The following is a 13,174-nucleotide window of genomic DNA, read 5'->3' on the forward strand; positions in this document are numbered from 1 at the left end:
ATGGATGGCGACCGAGGTGACTCTGCCTTCACCTGGCAGGGCCGGCGCGAATTGGTGAGTCGCATGCATGACCAGCTCGATGAGCTGGTGGCGGCGCGCGACCAAATGGAACAACTGGTGCGGGTCATCGTCGAGATCGGCTCGGATCTGGACCTGGACGTGACGCTGCAGCGGGTCCTCAACGCGGCGATGGAGCTGACCGGCGCCCGCTACGCCGCCCTGGGCATCCGCGCCGCCGATGGTGCGTTCGTTTCCTTCGTGCATGCGGGAGTCGACGTCGATACGGCACGGCGGCTCGGCGAGCTCCCGATCGGCGATGGCCTGCGCGTCGACGATCTGAATACCCATCCCGACACAGCGGAGCTGGCCGGACACGAACCGCCGATGCATGCGCTGCTCGGCATCCCGATCACGGTGCGGGGGGCCAATTTCGGCAGCCTGTATCTGGCCGACGACCGCCCGGGACGCGTCTTCTCCGACTCCCAGGAAGGCGCCGTACGAGCGATGGCCACGGCGGCGGCCGCCGCCATCGACAACGCCCGACTATTCGAACGAGAGCGCGAATCGGCGAGATGGACGAAGGCAAGCCGCGAGATCACGACGGCGCTGTTGTCCGGCGACCCGCAGACGGGGCCGTTGCAGCTCATCGTGAACCGGGCGTTGGAGCTGGCGGGCGCCGAGCAGGCGATCCTGCTGGTGCCCCGGGAGCCCGAACGGCCCGTCGGCGAGGTCGACACCCTGGTCGTGGCCGCAACGGCGGGCCGCTACTCCTCGGAGGTGATTGGTCGGCAGGTTCCGATGGACGGCTCGACCACGGGCGGTGTGGCCCGCCGCGGGCTGCCGCTGATCACTGACTCCTTCGAATACCCGATCGAGGGATTCACCGACGTGGGCGAACGCTCGGCGATCGTCATGCCGCTGATCGCCGACGGTGCCGTACTCGGCGTCATCGCCGTCGCGCGCGACCCGCACCAGCCCGCCTTCGGCAACGACTACCTGGATCTCGTCAGCGACTTCGCCCGGCACGCGGCCATCGCACTGGCGCTGGCGGCGGGTCGCGAACACGCGCTCAACCAGGAACTGGCCCAGGCCGACACGGTCGATGACGCCGTGCATGCCGCCGCCGAGGAATTGCGCCGGCTATGGCGGGCACGCCGGGTTCTGGCCGTCACCTTCCCCGCACAAAGCTCGTCCGCCGAAATGGCGTTCGGTGAACCCCAAGTCGTGTCGGTTGGCGAGCCGGCAGAGTGGGCCGATTTGTCACCGCACACCCAGCAGGCGCTCAGTTCATTGCGCGACGGCGACCTGCTCACCTCTAACTCAAGAGAGCCCGGGACGGCTGGCATCGCACTGCAGCACCCCGACGGTGTGCTCGTCGTCTGGATCGATCTGACCGACCAGCGCCTGTTCACCCTTGAGGACCAGACCTTGCTCACGGTCTTGGCGGGCCGCCTCGGCCAGGGGCTGCAGCGGGTGCATCAGGTCGACCAGCAACGCGAAACCGCGCTGGCCCTGCAACACGCGATCCTCGGCCCGGCCGATCTGCCGGCCGGCTTCGCGGTGCGGTATCAGGCCGCGACGAGGCCTCTGCAGGTCGGCGGCGACTGGTACGACATCGTCGACCTGGAAGACGGACGGATCGCCTTGATCGTCGGCGATTGTGTGGGCCACGGCCTGGCCGCGGCCACCGTGATGGGCCAGGTGCGCAGCGCCTGTCGCGCGCTGTTGTTCGAAAACCCAAGTCCCGGTGCGGCTCTCGCCGGGATGGATCGCTTCGCCGCGCGGCTGCCCGGCGCGCAATGCACCACCGCGGTCTGCGCGGTGCTCACTCCCGAGACCGGTGAACTGGTTTACTCCAGCGCCGGTCACCCGCCGCCCATCCTGGTGCACAGCGACGGCACCACCCAGTTGCTCGACGACGGCCACACCATCGCCCTTGGGATACGGGGTGACTGGCCCCGCCCGGAAGCCCGTGTGACCATCCCGGCACGTTCGACGCTGATGCTCTACACCGACGGCCTGGTCGAGCGCCGCCGTGTCCCGCTCGACCACGGCATCTCCCGGGTGGCCGGCGCCGCACAGGACGCCCGCGCGTTGACGCTGGACGAACTGGCCAACCAGGTCATGTCCGGTGTCGCGCCGACCGGCGGATACCAGGACGACGTCGTCCTGTTGCTCTATCGCCACCCGGCCCCGCTGGAGCTGAATTTTCCCGCCGACGTCAGTCAACTCGCGCCCACCCGCACCGCCTTGCGTCACTGGCTGGCCAAGGCGCGATTGGACCCGGATCAGACGATGAACGTGCTCGTGGCCGCCGGGGAAGCCGTGGCCAACGCCATCGAGCATGGTCACCGACATAGACCGCAAGGCGTAATTCGCCTCGGTGCGATCGCAACCGGCGACGCGGTCCGATTGACAATCACCGACACTGGCTCGTGGAAGGCTCCACAGCCCGCGTCCCACTCTCATCGCGGTCGGGGTATTCCCCTCATGCGAAGCCTCATGCACGATGTCGATATCCGTCCCGACGACGACGGCACCACAGTCCACCTATCCGCAAGGATCACCTGATGACCACCCCGCTCACGCTCGACACCGCGCGCGGCAGCGACGGGAAATTCGTGCTGGTCGTCGAGGGTGAAATCGACCTGAGCAATATCGATGCGTTCAACCAGGCGTTGGCCGGCGCCGCCAACCAGGCCACTGGCAGCGAGGAAGCTTTACTCGTCGACATCAGCGCTGTCGAGTACCTCGACAGCGCCGCGATCAGCGCACTCGCCTCCCAAGCCGACCGCATCGAGCTGCTGGCCAACCCGATCCTGATGTCCGTGCTGCGAATCAGCGGCCTGAGCGAACTGACCAAGGTCGAACCCGCGCCGCCGAGGCAGTGACGCCGCGGCGGTCCCGCGTTCACACCGCGCGCACTCGCGGCGGCCGCGCTAGCGTAAACGCCTCTCAGTATTTAGTTCGAAGGATTGAATCCGTATGCCCGCGATCATGATCCGGTTGCCCCTCACCATGACGGCGGTGATCTTCGTGGTGGCGGCCGGCGCGGCGGTGGGCGACCATCCGCCCGCAGGGGCGGGTGCACCGAACGTGGTGCTGACGGGAGGTGCCGCGGCCTCGTCGCAGGGTGTGATCGCCTCGCCGGCCGGACGCTGGCCTGCGCCCCTCGACGTTGCGCCGGCGAAAATCGACAAGAGCGTCGCGACCGTCACCTATGACTGCGGGAATCAATCTCCCATCAACGTCGTGAGCATCGACTCCAACGTCACCTTGAACGGGTCGTGCGGTGAGGTCGACGTCAGCGGCTCGGCGAACACGGTGAATCTGCAATCGGTGGCGGTCATCAAAGCCACCGGCTCGGGCAACCACATCACTTGGCAGCAGGGGCCCAGCGGCGCGGTGCCGCAAATCAGCAACCCTGGCGCCAGCAACAGCATCGTCGGTCCCGCCGGCATACAGCCGCCATTCCCCGGAAGTTGATCGGCAAAGTCAATCCCGTTGTCGCACAGCGTAACTGTCACGAATGCTGGCCGGCGGACGCGCGGCATGCCACGATGGCCTAATGGGTGACGACGCGCTGAGCGCGGAACGCGAATTCAACGAGCAGAATATCGACGAGTTCCGCCGCAATGGCGGCAAAGTGGGCGGGCAATTCGAGGGTTTCCCGCTGCTGCTGCTGACGTCGACCGGAGCGCGAAGCGGCGCCCAGCGCGTCAACCCGGTCGCCTACTTCGATATCGACGGCAAAATTTATGTCGTTGGTTCCGCGGCGGGCCGGGACAACAATCCCGCATGGGTGCACAACATTCGCGCCAACCCCCGCGTGACTGTCGAGATCGGTTCGGAGGCCGCGAAACCCGCGACCGCGCGTGAATTACCGCGCGACGAAAGGGATTCGGTCTATTCGGTGGTGGTCGAACGTGCGCCCGGGTTCGGGGAATACCAGCAACGCACCGATCGACTGATCCCGGTGTTCGAATTGATAACCGACTGAAGGCGCGCGGGGCAACGGTATTCGGGCTCGTCAAATCCGGCCCGTTAATTCCGGTGCTTGCCGCACAATGATGGGCGCGGGTCAGGCCGGAAGCGACCGGTCATCACGCCCGCCTTGCCCGAACGACGAAGTGAGGTCGGCGATGAGACATTACCTGCGACGCTGCGTGATCGGTGCGGCCGCGCTGGTGTTGGTCGGGTTGCCGGTGACGGCGATCGCAACGCCGGCGACGAGCCGCGCCGACGGTGAATGCGCCCCGGGTTGGGGCTGGAGCGCGGAGTTGAACGAATGTGTGTTCCTCCTCCCGGCCGCAAACGGACCGGGCGGGCCTGGAGGGCCGGGCGGCCCTGGAGGGCCCGGCGGGCCCGGAGGACCGGGCGGACCCGGTGGACCGGGACGCCCCGGGCCACACTAGAAAGCCGGCTAGCTGCGGCGACGCGACGCTCGATCTGGCGAAACAGCCGGGCGGTGGGGCCGCGGGAACTTTACGCACCCACCGTTCGTTATACCGGCTAAGTAACCTGTGATTCTGAGGGGGACAGTAGCCGCATGCCACGCACAGACAACGACACCTGGGATTTGGCGACCAGTGTGGGCGCCACCGCCACGATGGTCGCAGCCGCGCGAGCGATCGCGACCAAAGCCGACAACCCGTTGATCGAGGACCGCTTCGCCGAACCGCTGGTTCGTGCCGTCGGGGTGGACTTCTTCACGCGCTGGGTCTCCGGCGACCTGGTAGCCGCAGACGTCGACGACCACGAATCCGGCTGGAAGCTCGAACACATGCCCGCCGCGATGGCCGCCCGAACCCGATTCTTCGACTCCTTCTTCCGCGCCGCGACGCAGGCCGGGATCCGGCAGGCCGTGATCTTGGCGTCGGGCCTCGACGCACGCGCTTACCGGTTGGCCTGGCCGGCCGATATGACCGTGTTCGAGATCGACCAGCCGCAGGTGATCGAATTCAAGACCGCGACGCTGGCCAAGCTGGATGCCGCCCCGACGGCGCAGTTGCGTACCGTCGCCGTCGACCTGCGCAACGACTGGCCGAAGGCATTGGTAGACGCCGGATTTGACCAGAGCCGGCCCACCGCGTGGATCGCGGAGGGGCTCCTCGGGTACCTGCCGCCCGAGGCCCAAGACCGCCTGCTGGACAACATCACCGCACTCAGCGCCGCCGGCAGCCGGCTGGCGTGCGAAGCTATTCCGGACATGTCGCAAGTGGACACCGAGAAGGCCCAGCAGATGATGCAGAAGGCCGCCGCGAAATGGCGCGAGCACGGCTTCGAGCTGGATTTCGGCGAGCTCGGTTATCAGGGCGAGCGCAACGACGTCGCCGTCTATCTGGACAACCTGGGATGGCGGTCGGAGGGCGCGCGGATGACTCAGCTGCTGGCCGACTCCGGCCTGGATGCGATTCCGCAAACCAATGATTCCGTCTCGGTGGCCGACACCATCTATTACAGCTCGGAGCTATGTCAATGACCGCACCGCAGCGACGAGGGCTCAACGACGCCGTCACGCGGATATGGAGCTTCCTTGCTCCGGTCTACGATCTGCCGTTCCTACAGCAGTGGGTCTACCGGCCTCCGCACAACGAGGTGATCGCCCAGCTGCGCACTCATGGCGCTCGCAAGATCGCTGACATCGCTTGCGGCACAGGGATTTTGAGTGATCGGATCGAGCGCGAACTGCAGCCCGACGAGATCTACGGCGTCGACATGTCCGACGGGATGCTCAGCCAGGCTCGCGCCAGGTCGGACCGGGTGCAATGGCTGCGCGCGCCGGCCGAGCAGCTCCCGTTTGACGACGGCGCTCTGGATGCCGTGGTGACAACCTCGGCCTTCCATTTCTTCGATCAGCCGGCGGCATTGCGGGAATTTCACCGCGTGCTGGCGCCGGGCGGCCTGGTTGCCGTCTCGGCGCTCAGTACGCGGCAACCGCGGCTGCAGTCCTCCGCGAACTCCCGGTGGAAACCGCAACACAACGCTTCGGCACCCGAGATGCGGACATTATTCGAAAACGCCGGGTTCTCGATCAGCGATCAGCACCGGATCCCGCGACCGGTGTGGACGGCGCTGGTGCCTGACCTGCTGACTGTCGGGATCAAAAGCTGAAGCCAGCGCCGAGCGTGAAAACCGCTCGGCGCCAACGTAAACAAGCGAAGACGCCCGCTTCGCCGATCGGCGAAGCGGGCGTCTTGTCAGCTATCGATCACAGCGGGATCCACACTCCGAAGAGCCAGAAGCCCCACTGGTTGAAACCGGGATCCCAAATGGGAGTTTCCTGGTAGCCCCAGTAATTGATCGGGCCGTAGTCCCAGTGCCCACCGGGCGGAGGGAGCGGTCGATCCCAGGCCGGCCGCGGCGGCGCGCCCGCTCCCCAGGGGCCAGGTCCGTCGCCCCACGGTGCACCGTGGAAGTAACCGCGCTGGGCGTCTCCGTGCCAAGGGCCGCCGGGGTGGGGATCCGGTCCACCGAATCCGCCGGGAGCACCGGGGTGATCGCCTGGACCACCGGGGCCGCCAGGCCCGCCTGGGTGGTCACCGGGGCCGCCAGGCCCGCCCGGACCGCCGGGATGATCGGGGCCAGGGCCACCCGGACCACCCGGACCACCGGGGTGATCACCAGGCGGCGGACCGCCAGGACCACCGGGGCCGCCGGGGTGGCCACCGGGACCACCGGGCCCTCCCGGTCCGCCCGGGCCGCCGGGATCGTTGGGACCGGTGGGAGCGTGGCCGCCACCGGGCGCCGCCCCGCCGTGATTACCCGGAGGCTGTGGCGCTCCGGGCGCAGCGTTGGCAAACCCGGCGCCCATGCCCAGGGCCGCAGCGCTGAGCGCTCCGGCGATGGTCACCCCTCCGACAAGTTGCTTCAACTTCATGATGCTTCACCTATCCACTAGGGATTTCTTGCAAGGAAGTTCGTTAGAACACCCCCCGTTACGTCCCCGACGCTAGATAGGTTTCCTATGGACTGGCTGTGTCCCGGCCATGCAGAACGTTTGGTCGCGGCCGCCACCATGCCGCGCTCAACCCGTCATCCGCCCGAGCGCGGCCAGCCGCGCAGCGCATTCACCAGGTCTTTTCCGCGAATCGGCGTGGACCAACACGGTGCGTAGGTCGGTTTGGGAAGGCTATGTTGGCTAGTCGGCAAGGGTTTTCATCTATATGGTTGCGGCCGTGCCGAGTGCGTCACATCCGCACGAACCCCACGTCGGTTCGGTGTCGTCGAAATTGAATTGGCTGCGCGCGGGCGTCCTGGGTGCCAATGACGGAATCGTCTCCACCGCGGGCATCGTCGTGGGGGTCGCGGCCGCCACCGCCGAACGCGCCCCGATATTGACCGCGGGCAGCGCCGGCCTGGTCGCCGGGGCGGTGTCGATGGCGCTGGGCGAATATGTTTCCGTCAGCACCCAGCGCGACACGGAGAAGGCGTTGCTCAGCCAGGAGCGTCGCGAACTGCGCGAAGACCCGGCCGCCGAGCTGGACGAGCTCGCCGCACTGTATGAAGCGAAGGGCCTGACGCCGGCAACGGCTCGCACCGTGGCCGAGGAACTCACCGACCACAATCCGCTGCTCGCCCACGCCGAAGTCGAACTGGGTATCAACCCCGACGAGCTGACGAACCCGTGGCAGGCGGCATCGTCGTCGGCGCTTTCGTTTGCGATCGGTGCGCTCTTGCCGTTGGTCGCGATCCTGGTCCCGCCGACCACGTGGCGAGTCCCCGTCACGGTCGTCGCCGTACTCGTGGCGCTGGTCATCACCGGTGCGGTCTCGGCCGGCTTGGGCGGAGCCCGCAAGGGCCGAGCCGTGCTGCGCAATGCCATCGGCGGCAGCCTCGCGCTGGGGGTCACCTACGTGATCGGTCATCTGGTGGGCGCCGCAATCGGCTGACCGATGAGCGTCACGGCGCGGTGCGCAGCCGACGACTGGAAGCGCAACTGTAACATCCACAGTTGCGGTCCTCAGTAGAGCCCGCAATCCCATCACCCGAAGGGTCATGCAGTGGCCGAGCCCGATATCGCGCCGGAGGAAGCTTCCTGGGCGGAACCCGTGCCGTACTTTGTCCGCGACGAAAACCACTTCGTCCCAACCAAGATCGCGCGTGGCGGATGGGGCCCATCACTGAGCGGACATGTCGTCGGCGGACTCTTGGCGTGGGCGGTCGAGGATGCGGCCCGGGACGCGGAACTGCAACCGGCGCGCTTGACCGTCGACCTACCCCGGCCCACGGCCTTGGCGCCGCTCGAGGTGCACACGAAGGTGCAACACGACCGACGCCGATTGCGGCTGGTCGAGGCCGTGATCACCCAGGACGGCGCCCCGGTGGCCCAGGCGAGCGCGCTGTTTTTGCGGCGTGGCGCCCAGCCCGAGGGGCAGGTCTGGTCGCCACCGGTGCAAATGCCACCGATCCCGCTGGACGACGCCTACTCGACGCTGTTCATGCGCACCTACGGCTGGGGCGCGGACGTACAGAACCCCGATCCGGACTGGCCGCAAGGCGACGGTCCGAAATACACGTGGATCCATGAGACACGGCCGCTGATCGACGACGAACCGCTCACCGCCTTCACCCGCGTGGCCATGGCCGGTGACATCACGGCGTCGATCGCCAACTGGGGCACCAACTCCCTGCAGTTCATCAACGTCGACTACACGCTCACGCTCAGCCGGCTGCCCGAGGGCGCCCATGTCGGGCTCGCCTCCCTGACGCACCACAGCCACGACGGGGTGGCCAGCGGCTCGGCGGTCCTGGTGGACGCCAACGGCCCGATCGGCACCGGGGTGTCCGTCGCGATTGCACACTCGGGATTCCGCCCGCCCTCCACCGATCCGTCCGCCAGGTGAGCCGAAAGGAATTGGCACGGTGACATTCTGGGCGTTGGTCGCCGACGCGGCACAGCGCGGATCACCCCGACCGCTTCTCGCCGATGAATACGGGCGGAGCCTGACAGCGGGCCAACTGCACGACGCCGCGTGCGCAACCGCTGCCGCCCTGGCCGAACGGGGGGTACGCCCGGGAACGGTCGTGTCCTGGCAGCTGCCCACCACGCTGGAAACCATGGTGGTGATGGCCGCACTCGCCCGGCTCGGTGCGGTCCAGAACCCGATCATCCCCATCCTGCGGGAAAGCGAGGTCGGCTTCATCACCGGCCAACTGCACTCCGAATTTCTTGTGGTTCCCCGGCTTTGGCGCGGCTTCGAATACGGTGAGCTGGCCCGGGCATTGTCGAGGGACAGGGGCTTCGAGGTCCTCACCCTCGACCTGGCAACACCGCCATCCACCGGCCGGCTGCGGCTGCCCGGTGCCGACACCGCAGCGCTCCCGCCGCCGCCCAGATCCGCCGATGACCCACGCTGGATCTACTATTCTTCGGGAACCACCGCGGCCCCCAAGGGGATCCGTCACACCGACACGTCGGTGATCGCCGGCTCGGCGGGAGTGGTGGGCATGGTGGGCGCCAACAGTAGCGACGTGGATCCGATCGCCTTCCCAATCGCACACATCGGCGGGGCGGCGATGCTGGCCACCGGGTTGCTGACCGGCATGCGGTTGGTCCTGTTCGAGACGTTCGACCCGGCCACCACGCCGTGGGCCATCGCGGCGCACAATCCGACGTTCCTGGGGACCGCGACCCCGTTCTTCGTTGCATTCCTCGAAGCCCAACGGGCCCAAGGCGATCGGCCGCTGTTTCCGTCGGTCCGAGGCTGCCTGGCCGGGGGAGCGCCCGTCACCGCCGAACTCAGTCGCCAGGTCCGCGACACCTTCGGCCTGGCCGGCATCGCCAATGCGTGGGGCATGACCGAGTTTCCGTGCGCGACGTCACCCTCGTTGACCGCCGCGCCCGAGGTGCTCGATCACACCGTCGGGCCGCCGGTCCCTGGGGTCGCAGTCCGCGCGGTCGACAGCCGCGGCGTCGAACTGGCCGCCGGTCAGGACGGCGAGCTGCTGCTGAAGGGACCCCAGTGCTTCCTCGGCTACGCCGACCCGGCGCTCGACGCCGACGCGTTCGACGACGAAGGCTGGTTGCGCACAGGTGATCTCGGCCTGATCGATGCCGACGGCAATGTCCGCGTCACGGGCCGCACCAAGGACGCGATCATCCGCAACGCGGAGAACATCTCGGCGCTCGAAATCGAGAATGCGCTCGCCACCCATCCCGACGTCGCCGATGTCGCCGTGATCGGCATTCCGGACCCCCGAACCGGCGAACGCGTCTGTGCCGTCGTGGTGCCCGCGACGGCCGACGGTGTGACGTTGGAATCCCTTGTGCGACATTGCCAATCACGCGGCCTCAGCCGATACAAACACCCCGAACACCTGGTGGTCGTCGAGACGCTGCCGCGCAATCAGTTCGGCAAGGTCATCAAGAAGGAGCTGCGCGCGGCCTTCGGATGACCAACGTCCACTCAAACTTGATAGCGCGTGCGCTATCAAGTTTCGAATCGCGGATATCCTCCCGGACGGCCCGCAAGCGGCCGCCGCGATCGCCGGTCCTACAACCCCTTAGGCGCATCGCGGACGGCCTGCACCGCCGCGGCGTCGCCGTCGAAGTCGACCTTGGCCTGCCGCCCCACGCTGAACAGCAAGAGCTCCTCGGGCGCCCCGGTCACCGTCACCGCGGGGCCCTGACCGGCGGTGAGCACCGTCTTGCCCTCCGGGGTACGCAGCGCCACCCGGCCGGGCACCTTGGCGAGGGTGACCCGGGCCATCAACGGCAGGGTGCGCCGCAGCATCTTGCTCAGGGCGGGCTCCAGCGAGCGCGGCTGCCAGCCCGGCTGCGCGCGGCGCACGTCCTCGTGGTGGATGAACATCTCGGCCACGTTGGCCACCGGGTCGAGCAGTTTGAGCGGCGAGTAGACCGGCGGGCCGGCGGCGAGCTTGCCGACCAGCTCATCCCACTCATTCCGCTCGGCCACCTGGTTCTGCACCTTCTCGGTGTGGGAGGCGAAGAAAGGAATCAGGATGCCGGGCGCGGCGTCGGGACGGTACTCACGGATCACCAGGTGCGCGGCCAGGTCCCGCGTCTTCCATCCCTCGCACAGCGTGGGCGCGTCCGGCCCGACGCCGCGCATGGTTTCCACCAGGGCGGCACGTTCGCGTTGAGCAACAGACATGCGTTCAGCCTAGAGGCGGTTGCCCCGAAGTGGATGGGTCCACCGAACACCAATGGTGGGCGGCTCGGTAAATTTGAGACGTCACTGTCCTTTGGAAAGGAGCTGTAGGAGCAGTCATGAACGCGCGCGTCGAGCAGTTGGAGTTTCAGGCAGAGGCTCGGCAACTGCTGGATCTGATGGTCCATTCCGTCTACTCCAACAAGGACTCGTTCCTGCGGGAGTTGATCTCCAACGCCTCCGACGCGCTGGACAAGCTGCGGCTTGAAGCGTTCCGGAACAAGGACCTCGACGTCGACACCTCCGACCTGCACATCGAGATCGACGTGGATAAGGATGCGCGCATCCTGACCATCCGTGACAACGGCATCGGGATGACCCGCGCCGAAGTGGTGGATCTGATCGGCACGCTGGCCAAGTCGGGCACCGCCGAGCTGCGCAAGCAACTAAGGGAGGCGCAGAACCTGAAAAACCGAGCGGCCTCGGAGGAACTCATCGGCCAGTTCGGTATCGGTTTCTATTCGAGTTTCATGGTCGCCGACAAGGTCGAGCTGCTCACCCGCAAAGCCGGCGAGAGCGAGGCCACCAAATGGGAATCCAGCGGCGAGGGCACCTACACCATCGAATCGGTCGACGACGCCCCGCAGGGAACGTCGGTCATCCTGCACCTCAAGCCCGAGGACGCCGAGGACGAGCTGCACGACTACACCGCGGAGTTCAAGATCAGGAGCCTGGTCAAGAAATACTCCGACTTCATCGCCTGGCCCATCCGCATGCAGGTCGAGCGGCGAGAACCGGCCGGCGAGGAGGGCAGCGAGGAGACCGTCACCATCGAGACCGAAACCCTCAACTCGATGAAGGCCCTGTGGGCCAGGCCCAAAGAAGAGGTCTCCGAAGAGGAGTACAAGGAGTTCTACAAGCACATCGCGCACGCCTGGGACGACCCGCTCGAGGTCATCGCGATGCGCGCCGAAGGCACCTTCGAGTACCAGGCGTTGCTGTTCATCCCGTCGCACGCCCCGTTCGACCTGTTCAGCCGCGACGCCCAGACCGGGATACAGCTCTACGTCAAGCGGGTGTTCATCATGGGCGACTGCGACGAGCTCATGCCCGAGTACCTGCGCTTCGTCAAGGGTGTCGTTGACGCCCAGGACATGTCGCTGAACGTGTCCCGCGAAATCCTGCAACAGGATCGGCAGATCAAGGCCATCCGGCGCCGACTGACCAAGAAGGTCCTCGCCACGATCAAGGATCTGCAGTCCGAGCGCCCCGATGACTACCGCACCTTCTGGACCCAATTCGGCAGGGTCGTCAAGGAGGGCCTGCTGTCGGACTTCGACAACCAGGAGACGCTGCTGCAGGTCTCCTCATTCGCCTCGACGCACAGCGAGGAGGAAGCCACCACGCTCGCCCAGTACGTGGAGCGCATGAAGGACGGCCAGACGCAGATCTTCTACGCCACGGGGGAGTCGCGCCAGCAGATCCTGAAGTCGCCGCACCTCGAGGCGTTCAAGGCCAAGGGCTACGAGGTGCTCCTGCTCACCGACCCGGTCGACGAGGTCTGGGTGGGAACCGTGACCGAATTCGACGGCAAGCCGCTGCAGTCGATCGCCAAGGGCGAGGTGGACCTCAGCTCCGACGGCGAGCAGAGCGAGGCCGAGCGCGAAGAGCAGCAAAAGGAGTTCGCCGACCTGCTGACCTGGCTCAAGGACATGCTGTCCGACCACGTCAAGGAAGTTCGGCTGTCGAACCGACTGACGGACTCGCCGGCCTGCCTGATCACCGACGCCTTCGGGATCACACCGGCGCTCGCGCGCATCTACCGCGCGTCCGGACAGGACATTCCGGTGGGCAAGCGGATCCTCGAACTCAATGCCAACCACCCCCTCGTCACCGGCCTGCGCCAAGCGCACCAGGACCGCAGCGACGACCCCTCGGTGGCGGAGACCGCGGAATTGCTCTATGGCACAGCACTTCTCGCCGAGGGTGGTGCGCTCGACGATCCGGCGAGGTTTGCCGAGATCCTCGCCAACCGGCTGGCCCGCACGCTGTAGCCCCGC

At 67.0% G+C, this 13,174-nt stretch carries 12 protein-coding genes; 10 read left to right on the forward strand and 2 right to left on the reverse strand.

Annotated elements, in window-relative coordinates; all coding sequences use genetic code 11:
- The 6 genes from A5659_RS12335 (at position 1) to A5659_RS12360 (ending at position 6,114) form a co-directional block, all read left to right on the forward strand.
- Positions 1–2,571, forward strand: coding sequence for a SpoIIE family protein phosphatase (locus A5659_RS12335; protein WP_066876197.1), 2,571 nt, complete (start codon positions 1–3; stop codon positions 2,569–2,571).
- The gene (locus A5659_RS12340) at positions 2,571–2,891 is read left to right on the forward strand and encodes an STAS domain-containing protein (protein WP_066869526.1); all 321 of its coding nucleotides are present in this window, start codon (positions 2,571–2,573) and stop codon (positions 2,889–2,891) included. Before A5659_RS12335 ends, A5659_RS12340 begins: the two co-directional genes overlap by 1 nt.
- Positions 2,892–2,985: 94 nt before the next feature.
- Positions 2,986–3,486: a DUF3060 domain-containing protein gene (locus tag A5659_RS12345; protein ID WP_067019288.1), complete on the forward strand. Its 501-nt coding sequence runs from the start codon at positions 2,986–2,988 to the stop codon at positions 3,484–3,486.
- An 82-nt stretch (positions 3,487–3,568) separates the two neighbouring features.
- Positions 3,569–4,000, forward strand: coding sequence for a nitroreductase family deazaflavin-dependent oxidoreductase (locus A5659_RS12350; protein ID WP_066869532.1), 432 nt, complete (start codon positions 3,569–3,571; stop codon positions 3,998–4,000).
- 549 nt (positions 4,001–4,549) lie between these two features.
- Positions 4,550–5,482, forward strand: coding sequence for a class I SAM-dependent methyltransferase (locus A5659_RS12355; RefSeq protein ID WP_067181382.1), 933 nt, complete (start codon positions 4,550–4,552; stop codon positions 5,480–5,482).
- Positions 5,479–6,114: a class I SAM-dependent methyltransferase gene (locus tag A5659_RS12360; RefSeq protein WP_066869538.1), complete on the forward strand. Its 636-nt coding sequence runs from the start codon at positions 5,479–5,481 to the stop codon at positions 6,112–6,114. The genes A5659_RS12355 and A5659_RS12360 overlap by 4 nt, the downstream gene beginning before the upstream one ends.
- A gap of 97 nt (positions 6,115–6,211) precedes the next feature.
- Here the strand turns inward: A5659_RS12360 and A5659_RS28515 are convergent, their stop codons facing one another.
- A complete protein-coding gene (locus A5659_RS28515; protein WP_082976042.1) occupies positions 6,212–6,880 on the reverse strand; it encodes a chitin-binding protein in 669 nt (222 codons plus the stop codon).
- A gap of 298 nt (positions 6,881–7,178) precedes the next feature.
- On the opposite strand from A5659_RS28515, the gene A5659_RS12370 reads away from it, so the two are divergent.
- From A5659_RS12370 to A5659_RS12380, 3 genes are all read left to right on the forward strand, one after another.
- Entirely contained in the window at positions 7,179–7,892 is a 714-nt protein-coding gene (locus A5659_RS12370) for a VIT family protein (protein WP_066869552.1), read from the forward strand.
- Between the two features lie 111 nt (positions 7,893–8,003).
- Positions 8,004–8,846 (forward strand): thioesterase family protein, encoded by an 843-nt coding sequence (locus A5659_RS12375; protein ID WP_066869543.1) that lies wholly within the window; start codon positions 8,004–8,006, stop codon positions 8,844–8,846.
- Positions 8,847–8,865: 19 nt separating this feature from the next.
- Positions 8,866–10,398 carry a class I adenylate-forming enzyme family protein gene (locus A5659_RS12380; RefSeq protein WP_067181386.1) on the forward strand — a complete coding sequence of 511 codons (1,533 nt, stop codon included), beginning with the start codon at positions 8,866–8,868 and terminating at the stop codon, positions 10,396–10,398.
- 98 nt (positions 10,399–10,496) lie between these two features.
- Here the strand turns inward: A5659_RS12380 and A5659_RS12385 are convergent, their stop codons facing one another.
- Positions 10,497–11,117, reverse strand: a complete 621-nt coding sequence (locus A5659_RS12385) for a TIGR03085 family metal-binding protein (RefSeq protein ID WP_067181389.1) — start codon at positions 11,115–11,117, stop codon at positions 10,497–10,499.
- Between the two features lie 116 nt (positions 11,118–11,233).
- Between A5659_RS12385 and htpG the strand changes: the two genes are divergently transcribed.
- The gene (gene htpG / locus A5659_RS12390; RefSeq protein WP_067181393.1) at positions 11,234–13,168 is read left to right on the forward strand and encodes a molecular chaperone HtpG; all 1,935 of its coding nucleotides are present in this window, start codon (positions 11,234–11,236) and stop codon (positions 13,166–13,168) included.
- Positions 13,169–13,174: the final 6 nt, after the last annotated feature.

It is taken from the genome of Mycobacterium sp. 1165196.3 (genome assembly GCF_001673415.1).
Classification (GTDB): Bacteria; Actinomycetota; Actinomycetes; order Mycobacteriales; family Mycobacteriaceae; genus Mycobacterium; species Mycobacterium europaeum_A.

Excerpts from the sequence above, each read along its gene's own strand:
- A5659_RS12360 (WP_066869538.1), top strand. The coding sequence starts at position 5,479 with ATGACCGCACCGCAGCGACGAGGGCTCAACGACGCCGTCACGCGGATA.
- htpG (WP_067181393.1), top strand. The coding sequence starts at position 11,234 with ATGAACGCGCGCGTCGAGCAGTTGGAGTTTCAGGCAGAGGCTCGGCAA.
- A5659_RS12335 (WP_066876197.1), top strand. The coding sequence starts at position 1 with ATGGATGGCGACCGAGGTGACTCTGCCTTCACCTGGCAGGGCCGGCGC.
- A5659_RS28515 (WP_082976042.1), bottom strand. The coding sequence starts at position 6,880 with ATGAAGTTGAAGCAACTTGTCGGAGGGGTGACCATCGCCGGAGCGCTC.
- A5659_RS12350 (WP_066869532.1), top strand. The coding sequence starts at position 3,569 with ATGGGTGACGACGCGCTGAGCGCGGAACGCGAATTCAACGAGCAGAAT.
- A5659_RS12385 (WP_067181389.1), bottom strand. The coding sequence starts at position 11,117 with ATGTCTGTTGCTCAACGCGAACGTGCCGCCCTGGTGGAAACCATGCGC.
- A5659_RS12340 (WP_066869526.1), top strand. The coding sequence starts at position 2,571 with ATGACCACCCCGCTCACGCTCGACACCGCGCGCGGCAGCGACGGGAAA.
- A5659_RS12355 (WP_067181382.1), top strand. The coding sequence starts at position 4,550 with ATGCCACGCACAGACAACGACACCTGGGATTTGGCGACCAGTGTGGGC.
- A5659_RS12345 (WP_067019288.1), top strand. The coding sequence starts at position 2,986 with ATGCCCGCGATCATGATCCGGTTGCCCCTCACCATGACGGCGGTGATC.